This is a genomic window from Flavobacterium sp. (assembly GCF_013822155.1).
Taxonomy (GTDB): Bacteria; Bacteroidota; Bacteroidia; order Flavobacteriales; family Flavobacteriaceae; genus Flavobacterium.
In genome coordinates, this window is the sequence record NZ_PNJW01000043.1 from 1 (window position 1) to 17,704 (window position 17,704).

Here is a 17,704-nt window from a genome sequence, read left to right on the forward strand (position 1 = left end):
TTAATGAATTTTCTTTATCATGATTCGTAAAATAGGCTTCACCTAAACTATCCCAAGTATTGGCATTATTTGGAAATAGTTTTACGTTTTCTTGAAATACTATTATAGCATTGTCAACAGATTTTTCTTTTAGAAAAGCATAACCAATTTTGTTTAAAATAGCCTCTTTGTTTTTTAGGCTCGTTTTATTAATTGCGTCAATGTATGCATATACAAAGGCTTCTTTCTCATTTGCTTCAATATTTGGTTGCACACCTTTTCCTTCCCAGTTTGTTTTTGTAATTGGATGAATGGATTGGATGTAAGGTACAGATATTGTAAATTCGTCATTTAAATTAATTCGTTTTGCTCTATTAGCGCCTCCTTTGGTAATTTCACCTACTACAATAGCTTTATCTAAATGTTTTAAAGTATAAGCAAAGGCTTCTGCTGCAGAAAATGTATGTTTACTCGTTAAAATGTAAATTGGCTTGTTCATGCTTCGTTTTCCATTCACATTCGCAAGTGAATACAGTTGCGTTTTTGTGTCTGTTTTTCGTTCATAGAAATCACTTAATAAAACGGGTATTTCATCAAAGAAATAGCTTGATAGCAATTGCATCATGCTTGGAACGCCACCGCCATTTGAACGTAAATCAATAATGATTGCGTTGGTATTGCTTAAAAAATTCATGGTAGCTGTAGCAGTTTCTTCTGCATATTTTATATCTGCAAACAGACGTAAATTTAAATAACCAATATTTCCGTCCAGTATTTTCGCTTCCGTAAATCCGTAGTTAATTTCTGCCATTTGCGCAGCCGTTTTTTTTTCCATTTCCAATTGCTTTTCTTCAGAAACTGCCAGCTTTTCTCTTGCGATACGCTTCGGTTCAAATTGAACTTTAAGATGCTGGTCTTTGCTAACACTTTGTAGGTCTTCAGTTATTATCTTAGAGAATTCATCAGGACTTGTAATTTTCTTATACTTATTAGACTTTAAATTTTTATCCAGTTCAATTATCATTTTTTTTGATAGGTCTAAATCAATATAGGATTCCTCAAGGTGTGTTTTTATTGAAGATATAATGTCATTCTTTTCTTTTGTTTTTAACTCGCTTTCTTGGTCTTGTGCTTTTAGGTTCTGCATGGTTACAAGTAGCATTAAAAGCATAATTTTAAAATTGGTTTTCATAATTTTTAAGTTTAATGTTTATAATTTTCAGCAAACATATTGGTAAACTAAAACGCTGTAAAGTATTTGTCATGAACGCATAGAAAATTGTCCTATACGATTTATAAATGTACTCAAATCTATTTGAAGTAAGAAAGAATGGCGTTTGCGCTACTTTTAAGGGAGTTGGTGCATATTGTAATGTAAGAAAAGACAATTATCATTAATTTTGACCCATGATTACATTTCTTAAAAAATACAAAGCCTTTATATATGGATTGTTAATCCATCGGATACTAGTATTTATTTTATTACACTTTGATTTTATTCATATTGACAATTCATCAGTATTAGCAAACACACTGAGTTTTATTTTTAGTTGGTTACTAATCTCATTGCCTATTCATTATTTTTCGTTTTTAAAACAACATAAAGGCACTAGTCTAAAGTTAATTACCCTGATTATTATTATTTTAGTCATCCTTATAAATGATGTGAATTCCAAAATAGTGGACAATCCAATAACTTTTATAGGATTAGTTGGTGTTGGATTATTCTTTTTTTCCATTATAGCACCTTCGTATTTTAAGAAATATGCATTAGTTATAATTAGCTTTTATGTCTTGGCTTTAGGTTATTTTTATTATATACGAGTTTATATTGATGATATAAATAGTTACTTACAGCAAGAAAAAGAGATTAAAATCATCTTGACAGTTCCCTTTTTTGTGTTACTTTTAATTTGGTTTTACCAGCAATGGAAATGGTTAAAAACCGTAGAATCAAAAAAAGCTAAAGCAGAATTATCGTTATTGAAAAGTCAAATTAATCCACACTTTTTTTTCAATACTTTAAATAATCTATATGGTTTAATAATGGAGAAATCAGATGATGCCCCAAGTGTTGTTTTAAAACTATCTGACATCATGCGTTATACCATTTATATGGGAAAAGAAGATGTTGTGTCGTTAAAGGATGAAATAGAATATTTAAAGAATTACATTGAATTGCATAAACTACGATATCAAAAAAGGGTGGATATTGTTTTTAATCATTCTCAGGACTTGAATTATCAAATTGCCCCATTGCTATTCATTATTCCTTTAGAAAACGCATTTAAGCATGGCGTAGAACGCTTAACAGAGAATGCTTATGTTTATATTAATATGAATATTGATAAAGGTATAATCCATTTTGATATTGAAAATAACTTTGAAGAACGAGAATCTAATGAGACTGTAGGTATTGGAATTGACAATTTAAAACAGCGTTTAAAATTATTATATCCTGATAAACACAAAATTCAAATTGAAGTTAAAGATGCTATATATAAATTAACGCTTAAAATAGACACAATATGATTCACTATTTAATTATTGATGATGAGCCTATTGCACATCGCATTATTGAAAACTATTGCGAAAATTTTCAACATTTAGAAAAGAAAGGAAATTGCTATAATGCCTTTGAAGCCATGCAGTTTTTAAATGAAAATGATGTCGACTTGTTGTTTTTGGATATTAACATGCCCAAGCTATCTGGTTTCGATTTTTTAAAAACACTGCCCAATCCACCTAAAATAATAGTCACCACAGCCTACAAAGAATTTGCTTTAGAAGGTTATGAACTTAATATTTCTGATTATTTGCTGAAACCATTTAGCTTTGAACGCTTTATAAAAGCGATTAACAAGACAATTGATAGTACTCAAAATAAGAAAAGCATAGCTGCATTGCCAACTACTGAAACGGAACCAAAAGCTAGTAGTTTTTTCTTAAAAGGTGATAAGAAACATCATCAAATTCATTTTGAAGATTTATTATTTATAGAAGCTTACGGACATTTTATCAAAGTGTATTTAAAGAATGATATGATTGTTAGTCCTCAAAAAATTTCAGATTTTGAAAAGTTGCTCCCAAAATTAGATTTTATAAGAACTCATAAATCCTTTATTGTTGCTAAAAATAAAATTAAGCAAATAGAAGGCAATAGAATCTTAATTGATGTGCATAAAATACCAATTGGACAAACCTATAAAGAAAATATTAATAAACTTTTATAGTATTGTTGTGCTATTCGCTGTAAAGTTATAAACGTATTAAGGCAAGGAGGCACATGAGTTAATGAAGACGAGGCAATTATTATTCTGGATTTTCTATATCTGTTGGCCAGTACTTTCAAGAAAGATGATATCAAAGATGGATGAGGTGAATGAATGGTCAGGGAGATTTCGAAGTAGAAACAATTTGTTGCAAATTATATATTTATAACTTGATTTAAAGTTAGCTAATGAAACTTCATCCTTTGTATTCTAACCGCATTTAATATTGCTAACAAAGCTACACCAACATCAGCAAAAACAGCTTCCCACATTGTGGCTAAACCACCTGCACCAAGTATTAAAACTATTGCCTTAACACTAAATGCTAAAATGATATTTTGCCAAACAATTTTCTTGGTTTGTTTGCCAATATTTATAGCCATTGGAATTTTACTTGGTTTATCATCTTGTATCACAACATCGGCAGTTTCTATAGTGGCATCGCTTCCTAAACCACCCATTGCAATACCAACATTACTTAAAGCAACTACAGGAGCATCGTTTACACCATCACCAACAAAAGCAACTGTTTCGTTTTTTGTAATGATTTCTTTGACTTTATTTACTTTATCTTCAGGTAATAAATCACCGAAAGCATTAGTAATTCCGAGTTTTTGAGCTACAAATTGCACCACTGTTTTTTTATCGCCACTTAGCATTGTGGTTTTTACTCCCATCGCTTTTAATTTATCAATAGTGATTTGTGCATCTTCTTTGATACTATCTGCAATGGTTAAATATCCAACAAATTTTTTATTGTAAGCTACAGCAATTAATGTATAAACGATACTTGATGGATCGATATCATACGAAATAAAGAATTTATCCATTAGTTTGAAATTACCCACTAATAATTCTTTACCATTTACATTGGCTTTTAATCCGTGTCCTGATATTTCTTCTACATTTTTTAGTTCAATTGTACTATCAATTTTCCCAACATATTGATGAATGGCAGTTGCAACTGGATGTGTACTTTGGCTTTCGATAGCATTTACTAATTGCAGAATTTCATCTTTGTTAAAATCGGCATTAAAAACAACTTCTTGCACTTTAAAAACGCCTTCAGTCATCGTTCCTGTTTTATCCATCACAACGTTTTGAATGGTAGCCATTACATCGAGAAAATTACTTCCTTTGAAAAGAATTCCGTTTTTAGAAGCTGCTCCAATTCCGCCAAAATAACCTAAAGGAATACTTATAACTAATGCACAAGGACACGAAATAACTAAGAAAACTAAAGCTCGATACAACCAATCTCTAAATTGGTAATTTTCTACAAATAACATCGGTACAACACATATTGCAATGGCTAAAGCAACTACAATTGGTGTATATATTTTTGCAAACTTTCTGATAAATAATTCGGTTGGTGCTTTTTTGGCAGTAGCATCTTGTACCATTTCTAGTATTTTTGACAGTTTACTATCTGTGTAAGCAACAGTAACTTTTACTTGACAAACCGAATTTAAGTTTATCATTCCTGCTAAAACAGTTTCTCCTTTTTCTTTGGTGTCTGGCTTACTTTCTCCTGTTAATGCAGCTGTATTGAAAGAAGCAGTATCAGAAAGTAATTCGCCATCTAAACCTAATTTTTCGCCTGCTTTTAGTTGAATAATATCACCAATTTTAGCATTTGCTGCTTTGATTGTTTTGGCAACATTGTTTTCGAGAATAGTTACTTCTTCTGGTCTTTGGTCGAGTAATGTTTTGATGTTTGCTTTTGCTCGTTGAACTGCCAATGTTTGGAATATTTCTCCAATGGCATAAAATAGCATAACTGCTACACCTTCTGGAAATTCGGCAATTGCAAAAGCACCAATTGTAGCAATACTCATTAATAGAAACTCTGAAAACACATCACCTTTTCTAATACTTTCAAAAGCTTCTTTAACAACTGGAAAACCTACCGGTATGTAGGCTAAAATATACCAACCAATTCTAACATAACCTGTAAACCAAGATTGCGGAAAATAGTTATCCAACCCAATGGCAACCATTAATAAAACGAAACTTATTATCGCTGGTAAGAACATTTGAAATGTAGATTTTTCTTCGTTTGAATGATTGTGGTCGTGTCCATCATCATCAGAATGATCTTCGGTTTTTTTATTTATTTTTTCTTCTAACGAACAACAAATTTGTTTTCCTTGTTTGTCATAAATGTGTTGATGTTCCATGCTATAAAAATTATGCGTTCAACTTTAAAATTTCTTGAATATCTTTGGGTATTTCCATTGTTCTTAAAGGTGGTACATTTGCACCACCTGTATTACCTACTGGAATATGACCAACGAATGATTTTACACCACCTACCAATAATCTTGGGATTTGACCAACCACTTCTTTAGTACTTTTTATTTTAATACCAAATTGTAACATTTTCCAGTGAACAAAGGAATGCTCATAAGGATATTTTTGCCCAATAATGTGTGCTCTCTCTAAATGAAGCCAAGCATTTTGCAAATTATCTTGCTTTAAATTGTCCTTAACCATTTCTAACTCTTTTTGATAAAAAGGAATTAGTTTATTTGGCATTTTAATATAAAACTTCATACTTATGCCTTACAACAACCGTCTAAACTTTCATAAGCTTTTGGATCTGCTTTGACTTCATCTGCATCATAACCCATTTTTGAAATAGCTTCTTTAATTGTTTGAAGGTTTGTTTTTTTTGAGTTGTAATAGATTGTTAAAGTCATTGCTTTATCATCTAACTCATACATTTTTACACCTTTAATTTTCAATATTTCTTTATCAAATTTTTGCCCACACGTTTCACATTCTTTACAATGGTCGCAATGTAAAAAGGTTTTGATTACCGCTTTTTGGGTTGTTTTTTGAGCTGAAACAAAATTTGAAAAGAAAAATAATGATACAACTAATACGATTGATTTTAATACTGAATTTCTCATGGTTTATTTATTTTTAGATTAATGATTATGATTATGTCCATCGTGATTCTCTTTTGAATGATCATGACCTTCGTGGTTTTCAGCTTTCGCTTCTATTAATTCCATTTTACAAACAGGACAAGTTCCTTTTTCATCGTATGTTTTTCCTTTTTCACAATCCATTGGACATTCATAAGCAACTTTATGCTCTTTACCCTCTTTATGATTATGTCCTTCGTGTTCTGTTGCTGTTTTTGTAGTTTCTTCTTTTTTATTACAAGAAACCGTTGTGCCTAAAGCAATGGCAAGTGCCATAATTAAAATTGATTTTTTCATTTGTTAATTGAATTTAGATTATAATTTAAATTAATAATTTTTAATGTTCGTGACCACCACCACCTTCATTTTTAATCAAATGGCTTTGAATGTAATAAGCTCCTTTTAAAACAATCTTTGCGTTTGCATCGATTTTTTGTAATAGAGTAACTTGTGTATATCCTAATTGTGTGGTTCCTGATTTTACCTCAATGCGTTGAAAATGGAATGTTTTTCCTTCAGCTTCTTCGTGTTCATGTCCGTCTTCATGATTATGTCCGTCTTTTTCATCGTGAGCTTCTTCTTTATGTCCTTCTTCTAAAACAAAAATAAATTCGCGTCCATCAGCCTTAATAATAGCTTCATTTGGTAATGCTTTTACGTTATTTGAACCTACATCTATAAGCGCATTTACATACATTCCTGGTATTAATTTTTGTTGGTTGTTTGAAATATCTGCATGTACAGCTACTGATTTTGTATCGTTTTCAAAGGATTTACCGACACTAAATATTTTTCCTTTTACTTCTGAATTATCTTGATTTACTAAAACAAAACGTACAGTTTGACCAATTTTCACCTTAAATAAATCTTTTTCATAGACTAATAAATCTACGTGCATTTTTGAATTATCCACAATATTCATTAGTGGTTTACCTGCTTCTACATTACTTCCAATTTTAATATAAATTTCGGTTAAGTTTCCAGAAATTGGAGCAAGCACAGGAACGGTTGCTGTTGCGTTTCCATTACCACTAATATTTAAAGTATTTAATTGTTTTTGCAGCGAATTAAATCGAGATCTTTCAATTTCGTATTCTGCCTTTGTTTTTTGAAACGTTTTTTTAGAATTTACTTCTTCATCGCTTAATGTTTTTTGTCTTTCAAATTCTAATTTTAAAAACTCCAAATTGCTTTTTGAAGTTAAATAAGCTTCTTGCAATTTAGTGAACTCAGGACTTTCAATAGTTGCAATGGTTTGTCCTTTGCTAACATATTGTCCTTCTGAAATAGTAATAGTTTTTACAATTCCTGATGTATAAACTGAAACATCAGCTTGATTTTGTGGAGGTAACTTTGTATAACCATTTACATTTATTACTTCGCTTAAATTTTTATCTGAAAAAGTCCCTAATTCGATACTTGATGCTTTAAACTGTGCTTCGTTTAGTTCTACTTCTTTTATTGCTGTAGGCTCTTTTTCATCTGAATGACTTTCTTCTGTATGTGTTTCGCCATCAGCATGTTCATGTCCATCACCTTCCGTATGACGCAAAGAAAAATATAAAATAATAGCAAGGATTATTGCTCCAACTATTGATGCGTATATGATATTTGATTTCTTCATTTCTGTTTATGTTATTGATTGATAGTATATTGTATAGCTATTATAGTTTGATTAAAGTTATTTATAGCTTCATTATAATTAGTTAGTATTTCGGTAGCCGTTTCAATACCTTGTACATATTCTACATACGAAATATCTCCATTTAGATAACTTTTTGTAGCATTTTTAATTATTAAATCAGCATTAGGAATCGCTGTATTTTTATAATAATCTATCAATGATTGATAGGTTGTAAGTTGCTCCATTTGCTGCTCTAAATGACTTTTAAATTGCTGGTTTATATAGTTAGCATTTTTTTGCTCCATTTCTATATTTGTTTTTGCTGCTTTACTTTTATTAATAGTGCTACCCATAAACATAGGAAGAGAAAGTCCGACAGAAAAACCTTGAAATTGTGGTGAATTATTATAGTATTTCGTTACACCATCAACTTCTTGATTCCCTGTTATGGATTGCAAAAAGTAGCCTACTGAAAACTCTGGAAATAAATTTGATTTTTCTAATTTATGATTGGCTTGTGCTATTTTTACTTGTTGATTAGCTAACTGAACTACCGGATTTTGTTTCACTAATGTGCTATCCATTTTTGCAATAAAAGGCATAGGCACAAAAGTTGTATCCGAAATTTCAATATCATTTTCTAAATCTAAAAGTGTTTTAAGCTTTGATTTTTCGATAGCAATTTGCGTTTTGAATTGTTTTATTTTTTGTTCTAATTCTTGTTGTTTAGCTACTGCAATTGTTTTTTCTAAAGCACTTGTTTCACCTGTTTGAAACTTTAATGTTGCTGATTTTACAAATTTTTGCATTAGTTCATTTTGCTTTTCTAATAATGCATTTTGCTTTTCAAAGTATAGAATGGTATTCCAAGATTGACGAATAGAAAATGTTATTTCTTGCTTAGAAACACTTAATTTATTTTGACTAGCCGAACTATTTTCTTGCAATAATTTTCTTTTTGCACTTATTTGAAAAGGATTGAAACTCTGACTAATTTGAAAATTTTTATCTTGAGCTTGCGTATTTATTTGTCCAAAAGTTCCTGAAATTTCTGTTTTAGGCAATTCGAATGCAGTCTTTACTAATTGTGATTGCATTTTAGTTTCTAAGGTAACCGCTTGAATGTTTAAGTTGTTTTTTAGCCCCATTTCTAATGCTTCATTTAAACTTAATTTTTGCTTTTCTTGTGCATTGATTGCTAATGAACTAAATAAAAATGCAAGTAGCATAGCTGAATTCTTCATGGTTTTTCGTTTTATTTTAATCCCTTTTTCAAAATATAAATACAGAATTGGTAAAACTATTAATGTTAGTAAAGTAGCAGTTATTAAACCACCTATTACTACTGTAGCTAAAGGTTTTTGAACCTCGGCACCAGCACTACTACTTATTGCCATTGGTAAAAACCCAAGTGAAGCTACAGCAGCAGTTAATATAACAGGTCTTAAACGTACTTTAGTTCCTTCTTTTATTCGGTCATATACATTATCCATACCTTGTTTTTTAAGTTCATTAAAATAACCGATTAAAACAATTCCGTTTAATACCGCTACACCAAAAAGAGCAATAAATCCGACACCTGCGGAAATACTAAACGGCATATCGCGTAACCATAACGCCACAATACCTCCAATAGCAGATAATGGAATTGCTGTAAATATTAACAACGATTGTTTAATTGATTTGAATGTAAAATAAAGTAGGACTAGAATTAAACCTAATGCTACTGGCACAGCAACAGAAAGTCGTTTGTTTGCTTCGATAAGATTTTCAAATTGTCCGCCATAAGTAGTGTAATATCCTTCAGGTAATTTTAGTTTATCGTCTAATTTAGCTTGAATAGTTTCTACAACCGTTTTTACATCAGCACCACGAACATTGAAACCTACAACTATTCTACGCTTTCCGTTTTCACGAGAAATTTGCATTGGTCCATCTTCATACTTTACATCAGCAATTTGTTCTAACGGAATTTGATTGCCTGATGGTAATGTTACAAACAACGCCTTTAAGTTTTCAATATCTTTTCGGCTATCATTTGCTAAACGAACTACTAAATCGAAACGTTTTTCTCCTTCATAAACAACACCTGCGGTTTCACCTGCAAATCCCATACGAACTACTTTATTCAGGTCGCCAATTTTTAAACCATACAATGCTAATTTATCTTTATTGTATCTAATTGTTATTTGTGGCAAACCTGCAACTCGTTCTGCTTTAGCATCTGAAACACCTTCAATACTATTAATTAATTGCACAACTTCCTCGCCTTTGCTAACTAACATATCAATATCATCACCAAAAATTTTAACGGCGACATCACTTCTTACACCAGTCATTAACTCATTAAAACGCATTTGAATAGGTTGGGAGAACTCAGTAAATGCACCAGGAATATCCGACAATGCATGTTCCATTTTTTCCATTAGTTCCTCTTTCGTTTCTGCGGAAGTCCATTCACTTTTATCCTTCAAGAGAATAATCATATCTCCAGCTTCAATAGGCATTGGGTCTGTAGGAATTTCAGCTGAACCAATTTTGGTTACAATCATTTTAATTTCTGGAAATTTTGCTCTTAAAATTTGTTCAGCTTTTGTAGTTGCTTCCACTTCTTGAGATAATGAACTACCGGAAGCTATGATTAAATGCGTTGCAATATCTCCTTCATCAAGTGTAGGAATGAATTCACCACCTAAAGTATTAAATAAAAACAATGAGCCTATAAATAATGCAATAGCAACACCAATAATTGCTTCTTTAACTCGTAATGCTTTTTCTAAAAGAGGTGTGTAGAAATTGTAAATTGTATCTATTATTTTATCGCTAAAATTCTTTTTATGTCCTGTTTGTTTTTTTAATGCCAAAGCCGACATCATAGGGACGTATGTTAAAGACAATATAAATGCTCCTAATATGGCAAAAGAAACCGTCTGTGCCATTGGACCAAACATTTTTCCTTCGATACCTACTAAAGCTAAAATAGGAAGATACACAATTAAGATTATTATTTCTCCAAAAGCTGCACTACTTCTAATTTTTGAAGATGCTTGATATACTTCATCATTCATTTCTTGTGTGGTGAGTTTGCCTTTTTTGCTTACTTGGAGTCGATGTATTATCGCTTCAACAATAATTACTGCTCCATCTACAATTAGCCCAAAATCGATTGCACCTAAACTCATTAAATTACCACTAACTCCAAAAAGTTTCATCATAGAAATAGCAAATAATAATGCCAATGGAATAACCGAAGCAACAACTAAACCTGCTCTCCAATTACCAAGTAGTAATACTAAAATGAAAATAACTATTAATGCTCCTTCAATTAAATTGGTTTGAACTGTACTTATAGCTTTGTTTACCAAAACGGTTCTGTCCATAAACGCTTCAATTTCTACACCTTCAGGAAGTGATTTTTTGATTTGTTCCATTTTGTCTTTAACCACCTTAACTACTTCACCACTGTTCTCACCTTTAAGCATCATCACCATTCCCGAAACTTCTTCGCCTTTTCCATCTTTTGTTACTGCTCCATAACGAATACTGCTACCTATTTGAACATTGGCTACATCACGAATAAGAATAGGTATTCCGTTTTGATTTTTAACCACTATTTTATTTATATCGTCGATGCTGCTAACCATTCCGACACCTCTAATAAAATAAGCATAAGGTTTTTTATCAATGTAGGCACCACCTGTATTTTCATTATTATTTTCTAATGCTTCAAATATTTCAGTGATGGTTGTATTCATACTTCTTAGCTTGTCTGGAACCACAGCTATTTCATATTGTTTTAGGTTTCCACCTAAAGTATTTACTTCGGCAACACCTTTTGTACCAATTAATTGGGGCTTTATTATCCAATCTTGAATGGTTCTTAAATCAGTAGCGTTGTATTTTTCTTCGTACCCTTTTTTGGGAAATACTACATATTGGTATATTTCGCCTAAACCTGTACTTACTGGAGCCATTTCAGGAGTTCCAACACCTTTTGGTATGGTATTTTCTGCTTCTTTAATACGTTCTGTTATTTGTGCTCTTGCCCAATAAATATCGACATCTTCTTTAAAAACAACGGTAACCACACTTAAACCAAAACGACTTATGGAACGAAGCTCCACAACATTAGGAATTGATTTAACTGATTGCTCTATTGGATATGTTATAAACTGCTCTACTTCTTGAGTTGCTAAAGTAGGTGAACTTGTAATTATTTGTACTTGATTATTTGTAATATCTGGTAAAGCATCTATTGGTAAAGTATATAATGAATAACTACCTACAATGACTAATACTAGAGTAAAAAGACCAATAATAAATTTATTATTGATACTAAAATGAATGATTTTATCTAACATTTTATTTTGTGTAATGAATTAATAAACAGAGAACTGTTATTTTTTTTAGTTGCTTAAAAGACACAACTTATTAACCCGAAATTACTCGGGCTTCATTACACTAACTGTGGTGGTTGCCAAATGCTTCCGTAGAAATTTGAAAACGAAGTTGACTTATAAAAAGAAATTGAAGTTTTTATTTCTTGAAATCGAACTAAAAATTGAAAAGATTGAACATCTAAAAAGGTTAATGTTTGTTGACCACAACAATTGCAAACACAAAAGGGAGAGCATAAATCTGTTTCTTCATCGTGCGAATGATTGTGTTGTGAGTGAACTTGTGAATTTGATGAAATAGTAGTAACATCATTATGCTTATCTGCACAAGGATAGGCAGTAAGCATAACTATATATATTGATAATATGATATTTAAGATTTTCATCGTTGTAAATGTAGTACATTTTTACAAAAAATAAAAATAATTACAAATCGGGCAATTATTTTAAAAATAAGTTGATATCCTAAAATTGAATCCATCTGTCATAGATGGTGGATTTAATAGTATATCTCGTTGTTTTAGTAATCTATAATTTAAACGAATAACTGTTTGACTATTTGGTCTAAAACTAATAGCAGAAACCACACTCCATAAATCTTCACCTATATTACCATCAGTATCGTTATATTTAACCACATTCCAATCTATATATTCTAATCTACAATCTACATTTAATGTTGCCTTTTCCCGATCTAGCATTGTACGATTTAGAATTGGCTGAACGATATCTATAAAACCACCTTGTTGTTTACTTCCAAACTGTTGTGAATAAGTATGCTGACTATTTCTTTCAAGAAATATGATATCAAAGATGGATGAGGTGAATGAATGGTCAGGGAGATTTCGAACACACTATGCTCATATACAGTGAGATTTGAAGCTAAAACATTTTAGTCAATTAGAAACTTAAAAAACTCGAACACTTTTTGAAGTAGATGTTTTTGGATTTAATTTGTTGTAAATTAATATGTTAAATTGATAAAAAAAAGAGACGCCTAAATATAGACGTCTCCTTAAGTGGGTGGGAGGGACTTTAATCGAACACTTAGTGCCAATTTTGACTCTATTTAATGAGATTTAATTAATTGATTATAAATGTTTTATGTTTATATCTATTATGACTATTATTTTTACTTTGAAATTTTTACTTTATTGTAAGATCGGTCAATAGTTAGTGCCAAAAATTAAAGCATCTGTTTTTAATGCTTGAGTGTTTATCAAACACAAATTGTTTAGCAACACTTGAGTTTCAAGCTTAACCTGTATAATATATCCTAAGAAATTTCAGAGGATATTATTAACTATCTCTAATTTGTTTATGTTTACATATGACAACTAAATCCCCTAGTCAAATAGCAACTCTATTATTATATTCTATATTTAATGTGTAATTTTCTCAAGTAGAATAATTAATTTTAACATCTTAAAACTTCTGGTAAGCCTTCATGCAAAATAACGTAACCACACTCTCTACTAACCTAAAAAATTTAATTAGAAAATATGAACATAAAACTTTTATTGCGCATTGGAGCTTTTATACAAATATGCACTATCGAAACAATAGTGTTTTAAAAGTTGAATTAAAATCTCCCATTCGGCAGTTAACATATTTAATTTCATTGTACCACAGGACTGGATTTGGGGGAAACGAACGTTTTGAGGCTTACAGCGACGACTATACGAAGATAGTTAACCTGCTGAACGACATTGAAGAACAGTACTCCATTACTTCTGAAGAGTATAAAAATAGTGGCTTTAACAGCGAAAATGCCGAAAAATTATTTATAAGCAATAGTACCTTCCTCAATTTTTATCTTAATGCTCCATTGACATATACAGAACAGGATATTGAAAAAATTCGTAAGACATTTATCCATTTTGAATCTCTGATTGTGGAAGAATATGGATTAACAATTGACGATTTTATTAACTTTTACATTGGGCTGTGTAATTTGGAAACTGAGCGCTACGAAAAATATTATGATCATACTCATGAGCAAAGGGATTTAATCTTAAAGGCCCGCGACTACCCGGAAGATCTAACAAGGCAAGAAGCTTCTGAATTACTTGAAATTACGGATAACGGCATATTTAACCTTGGAATTCCTATAGAAAGAGTAAAGTCGCTTTTACCTGAAGATAAAATAAAAAACCTACTCGCCATTTTCACGCTAACAAGGGAAGAAAATGTAAATTACCTATACTATAGCGATAGCTGTCCTTATCTTTTACAGCCAATATTACTAATGGATGGGGATCATCTGGTAATGATCTTTTCTAAACAGTTGATAAATGCTACTTATGATTTTCTATTTGATTTTTGTTCAACCATAGACAGTGACGGGAGGAGGGTACTGGACCAAAGGGAAAATTACCTCGAAGTAAAAACAGCAGACCTTTTTAAAAGCTTTTTTGGAAAAAAAGCTAAAGTGTATACTAATTATTACGTAACTAAACAGGAGAAAGACCTTCTTGTAGTAATTAATAAATATGCGTTCATCATAGAATGTAAAGCTAATAAATACCGTATTCCGTTTAGAGACCCATTAAAGGCCTTCGACAGAATTAAAGATGATTTTAAACGATCTATTGGTAAAGGTTATCTTCAGGCTAGAGAAATGGAAGAATTAGTATTAACTGGACAACCTTTTCATATAAAAAATCATCGTGGCGAAATTATAGATAAAATATATCCTGGAAAGATTCACGAAGTATTTTCAATTGTTGTAACACAGGAAAGGTTTGGACAGATAGAATGTAACTTGGCACACTTGCTTGAGGTCGAAGATGATAATGATTATCCTTGGGCAATTGCCGTCGATGACTTGGAAACATTTTTAATTACGCTGAGTCGAAAACAAAATCATCTTCAGGAATTCGTAACCTATCTTACTGCACGTGAAAAACTGCATGGAAGATTATTTTGCTACGATGAGCTGGATCTTGGTGCGCTGTTTCTTATGCAGCCAAAAGTCTTTTTCAGCTATTGCAATCACTTCGCCCCGGTAATTATGTCTCCCGATATGAATAAATTTTTTGATGAACTATATTCGATTGGTCTTGGGTTTAAAAATGAATTACATTTAGATAAAAAGAAACAACGGGAGGCACCTATAGCATATGCACTTCTAAAAGAATTAAAACTTGGCAAGCCAAAAATGTGATATGTTTAAATTCCGGAAACGTTCAGTCGCATGGCGAGGTTAGGGAATAAAGATGCTAGATTTTTAGGTTAAACACGAATTTTCCAAGAACAAAACGAACTTTCCATTAAACCTAAAACTCCAATCTCGCCAAACAATTATTAACGGATGGCTCTCTTGCTTACGTTTAAGGTACTTTTTGCAATAAATTCAGCGGTTTACTTTTCTAAATTAACTTTTGAGTAATTTCGTAAAGGTATAATTAACTTTTAATATTTTAATATGGTTCAATTTGATATATATCGAGATTCAACAAAAGAAATCTATGCAGATGATATTCCAGAGTTTTCAGGTTCTGAAAATTGGGGTAATTTAAGTAGTAAATTTTTATTTATATTCAGCAGATTAGATTATCTCAATGATACTTTAGTTTCAATATGCGAAAAAGTAGAAATTTATAATGTCAATTTCAAAGAGAGAAATGGTTTAACTAGTAAGAAAACTAAAATCGCACCTTATATTGAAATTATAAATGTTATGTCAGATTTAAGAATGATAGTTGATGAGCTTATAGCTTTGCTATACATTGTTGAAAAAAGAAAAGTTTTAGGTGATTATCCTAGTAAAATTGAAATAGAATCTATTGGGAATCTATTGGGTAAATGGAATGAGAGAAAATTTGATGATGTGAGATTCTTTATTGATTATAAAGATTTTTTAAAGAATGTGAATGATATTACGAACACTTACAAACATTCATTTATAAATGACCATATTGTATTTTATAGACAACTTGATAAACCAACTGTTTATGCAATAAGGAATTTTAATGGAGAATTTGATAAACAAAAAAATAAATTAACAGCAATTCCACTAGAGAATATTGTAAATGGTTTCAATAAAATGTTTAAAGAGTATAGAATATTATTAAAAGAAATGACATATGAGCAAATAGTAAATGATTTTGAAAAGAAAAAAAACTTATAAAATGTAGAGTAGAAAATCATGCCTAGTATCCGCTAAATCTTTTTTTGACTAATCGCAAATTTATGTTGTCGTTTCGAAAAACTTTATCTTAGCGGAAATCACTTCCACTCGTTTTTTCAAAGCGAAGATCAGTGGCGTACAATTTTAAGTCATTTTCAAAATAACCTACGAATGAGCGAAGAATGTAAAATATGGTTTCCGCATGAGATTTTCTACATTGAAAGTTTATTGTCAATAACCCGGACAATTCTTTCTGAAAAAAATGTAGTGGTAACCGTCTTAGACCAAATTCAGGAAGGAGATTATGAAAACGGAAAAATTCTTATTGACGCAGTCCAGAATATCTGTACCCAAGCTGCATTAATTTCTAAATTTTTCTGGCCGGTTAGCAGAACCAAGATCCATAAAGGCAGGGGAAAAAGGTTACGCGAAGCGTATGGGATTCATGAGCAGAATTGCCTTAAGGATAAACAGGTAAGGAATTTCATCGAACACTTCGACGAAAAACTCGACTTGTATCTGTCTGAATTCTCAGCGGGAACCATTATTCCCATATATGTTGGTCCAAGAATTGACATGGAGGCTAAGCAAATATTTCGCGGCTATTTTCTCAACGAAGCAGTATTCACAATTTTGCATTTGGAATATAAAATCATTCCTATAATTGACGAGATTGAGAGGATACATTTACTTTTAGAGCAAGATTTCATAAGTGGAAGGTTTAGTAATTAACAAAAAGTCCCACGATTCGCTTAAACTATTTTATAAATTTTAAACTATGAAAAGACCTCTTGAAAAAGACCCTCTCCTTAATAAAGAAAATTCTGGAACTGAGTATTGATGAATTAATTGAACGTGATAGTGATATTTTTAATCATGCTGAAGAAGTGATTGATCAACTATCAGGTGAGGAGGTTATTAGATTAAACAGAAAGCTTCATGAAACTACTATCAATCATAGACTGGCTTTTTATCTGGAGAAATATTGTTATGAAACGGAATTAGAAGATCTAATAGTGGATATCGAATACAATAGGTATTACGAAAACCCAAAAATGCTTAACACAATTGAAGGAAGGATTACTGCCAGGCCGGATATAATTATGCATTCAAGGATGGATAAAACTGTTCCCACACAGCACTTTTTGGTTGTCGAAGCAAAAAAGGAACTGATAACTGAGCATGATAGAAATAAAATAAGAGGTTTTATTAGTGATGACGACTATACTTATCTTTTCGGCCTAACCATTTCATATTGCCAAGACCCAAATAACGTTATCGCTACTTTATTTTATTATAATGGCGAAAATATTATCGAAGAAGATATTTCAAGGCATAAATAAAACAGTTATCGTTTAATAATGAAT

15 protein-coding genes are annotated in these 17,704 nt (G+C 31.1%); 6 read left to right on the forward strand and 9 right to left on the reverse strand.

Annotated features, from left to right (window positions below; all coding sequences use genetic code 11):
• Window positions 1-1,171, reverse strand: a 1,171-nt coding sequence (locus tag C0512_RS10790) for a S41 family peptidase (protein ID WP_290861433.1), incomplete at its 3' end; no start/stop codon positions are given.
• A 215-nt stretch (window positions 1,172-1,386) separates the two neighbouring features.
• Here C0512_RS10790 and C0512_RS10795 point away from each other — a divergent pair.
• Entirely contained in the window at window positions 1,387-2,511 is a 1,125-nt protein-coding gene (locus tag C0512_RS10795; RefSeq protein ID WP_290861435.1) for a sensor histidine kinase, read from the forward strand.
• On the forward strand, window positions 2,508-3,212 hold the full coding sequence (locus C0512_RS10800; RefSeq protein ID WP_290861437.1) for a LytTR family DNA-binding domain-containing protein: 705 nt from the start codon (window positions 2,508-2,510) through the stop codon (window positions 3,210-3,212). Before C0512_RS10795 ends, C0512_RS10800 begins: the two co-directional genes overlap by 4 nt.
• Before the next feature lie 224 nt (window positions 3,213-3,436).
• Here C0512_RS10800 and C0512_RS10805 read toward each other — a convergent pair whose 3' ends face one another.
• The 8 genes from C0512_RS10805 to C0512_RS10840 all read right to left on the reverse strand — a co-directional run bounded on the left by C0512_RS10805 (window position 3,437) and on the right by C0512_RS10840 (window position 12,906).
• Complete coding sequence (locus C0512_RS10805; protein WP_290861439.1) at window positions 3,437-5,431, reverse strand: heavy metal translocating P-type ATPase; 1,995 nt, start codon at window positions 5,429-5,431, stop codon at window positions 3,437-3,439.
• Window positions 5,432-5,441: 10 nt separating this feature from the next.
• Complete coding sequence (locus C0512_RS10810) at window positions 5,442-5,807, reverse strand: DUF3703 domain-containing protein (RefSeq protein WP_290861441.1); 366 nt, start codon at window positions 5,805-5,807, stop codon at window positions 5,442-5,444.
• Window positions 5,808-5,809: 2 nt separating this feature from the next.
• Window positions 5,810-6,166, reverse strand: coding sequence for a heavy metal-associated domain-containing protein (locus C0512_RS10815; protein ID WP_290861443.1), 357 nt, complete (start codon window positions 6,164-6,166; stop codon window positions 5,810-5,812).
• Between the two features lie 18 nt (window positions 6,167-6,184).
• Window positions 6,185-6,481: a heavy metal-binding domain-containing protein gene (locus tag C0512_RS10820; protein WP_290861445.1), complete on the reverse strand. Its 297-nt coding sequence runs from the start codon at window positions 6,479-6,481 to the stop codon at window positions 6,185-6,187.
• Between the two features lie 40 nt (window positions 6,482-6,521).
• Window positions 6,522-7,808, reverse strand: coding sequence for an efflux RND transporter periplasmic adaptor subunit (locus C0512_RS10825; protein WP_290861447.1), 1,287 nt, complete (start codon window positions 7,806-7,808; stop codon window positions 6,522-6,524).
• A gap of 11 nt (window positions 7,809-7,819) precedes the next feature.
• Window positions 7,820-12,169, reverse strand: coding sequence for a CusA/CzcA family heavy metal efflux RND transporter (locus C0512_RS10830; protein WP_290861449.1), 4,350 nt, complete (start codon window positions 12,167-12,169; stop codon window positions 7,820-7,822).
• A 95-nt stretch (window positions 12,170-12,264) separates the two neighbouring features.
• Complete coding sequence (locus C0512_RS10835) at window positions 12,265-12,591, reverse strand: DUF6660 family protein (RefSeq protein ID WP_290861450.1); 327 nt, start codon at window positions 12,589-12,591, stop codon at window positions 12,265-12,267.
• Between the two features lie 60 nt (window positions 12,592-12,651).
• Complete coding sequence (locus C0512_RS10840; RefSeq protein WP_290861451.1) at window positions 12,652-12,906, reverse strand: hypothetical protein; 255 nt, start codon at window positions 12,904-12,906, stop codon at window positions 12,652-12,654.
• Between the two features lie 746 nt (window positions 12,907-13,652).
• On the opposite strand from C0512_RS10840, the gene C0512_RS10845 reads away from it, so the two are divergent.
• The 4 genes from C0512_RS10845 to C0512_RS10860 all read left to right on the forward strand — a co-directional run bounded on the left by C0512_RS10845 (window position 13,653) and on the right by C0512_RS10860 (window position 17,680).
• Complete coding sequence (locus C0512_RS10845; RefSeq protein WP_290861452.1) at window positions 13,653-15,371, forward strand: hypothetical protein; 1,719 nt, start codon at window positions 13,653-13,655, stop codon at window positions 15,369-15,371.
• Between the two features lie 261 nt (window positions 15,372-15,632).
• Complete coding sequence (locus C0512_RS10850) at window positions 15,633-16,337, forward strand: hypothetical protein (protein WP_290861454.1); 705 nt, start codon at window positions 15,633-15,635, stop codon at window positions 16,335-16,337.
• 171 nt (window positions 16,338-16,508) lie between these two features.
• A complete protein-coding gene (locus C0512_RS10855; RefSeq protein ID WP_290861456.1) occupies window positions 16,509-17,069 on the forward strand; it encodes a hypothetical protein in 561 nt (186 codons plus the stop codon).
• A gap of 59 nt (window positions 17,070-17,128) precedes the next feature.
• Complete coding sequence (locus tag C0512_RS10860) at window positions 17,129-17,680, forward strand: hypothetical protein (protein WP_290861458.1); 552 nt, start codon at window positions 17,129-17,131, stop codon at window positions 17,678-17,680.
• Window positions 17,681-17,704 lie beyond the last annotated feature (24 nt).

What these genes read in the sequence shown, in the direction of transcription:
- C0512_RS10795 (WP_290861435.1), top strand. Translation starts at nt 1,387, where the DNA reads ATGATTACATTTCTTAAAAAATACAAAGCCTTTATATATGGATTGTTA.
- C0512_RS10800 (WP_290861437.1), top strand. Translation starts at nt 2,508, where the DNA reads ATGATTCACTATTTAATTATTGATGATGAGCCTATTGCACATCGCATT.
- C0512_RS10805 (WP_290861439.1), bottom strand. Translation starts at nt 5,431, where the DNA reads ATGGAACATCAACACATTTATGACAAACAAGGAAAACAAATTTGTTGT.
- C0512_RS10810 (WP_290861441.1), bottom strand. Translation starts at nt 5,807, where the DNA reads ATGAAGTTTTATATTAAAATGCCAAATAAACTAATTCCTTTTTATCAA.
- C0512_RS10815 (WP_290861443.1), bottom strand. Translation starts at nt 6,166, where the DNA reads ATGAGAAATTCAGTATTAAAATCAATCGTATTAGTTGTATCATTATTT.
- C0512_RS10820 (WP_290861445.1), bottom strand. Translation starts at nt 6,481, where the DNA reads ATGAAAAAATCAATTTTAATTATGGCACTTGCCATTGCTTTAGGCACA.
- C0512_RS10825 (WP_290861447.1), bottom strand. Translation starts at nt 7,808, where the DNA reads ATGAAGAAATCAAATATCATATACGCATCAATAGTTGGAGCAATAATC.
- C0512_RS10830 (WP_290861449.1), bottom strand. Translation starts at nt 12,169, where the DNA reads ATGTTAGATAAAATCATTCATTTTAGTATCAATAATAAATTTATTATT.
- C0512_RS10835 (WP_290861450.1), bottom strand. Translation starts at nt 12,591, where the DNA reads ATGAAAATCTTAAATATCATATTATCAATATATATAGTTATGCTTACT.
- C0512_RS10840 (WP_290861451.1), bottom strand. Translation starts at nt 12,906, where the DNA reads ATGCTAGATCGGGAAAAGGCAACATTAAATGTAGATTGTAGATTAGAA.
- C0512_RS10845 (WP_290861452.1), top strand. Translation starts at nt 13,653, where the DNA reads ATGCAAAATAACGTAACCACACTCTCTACTAACCTAAAAAATTTAATT.
- C0512_RS10850 (WP_290861454.1), top strand. Translation starts at nt 15,633, where the DNA reads ATGGTTCAATTTGATATATATCGAGATTCAACAAAAGAAATCTATGCA.
- C0512_RS10855 (WP_290861456.1), top strand. Translation starts at nt 16,509, where the DNA reads ATGAGCGAAGAATGTAAAATATGGTTTCCGCATGAGATTTTCTACATT.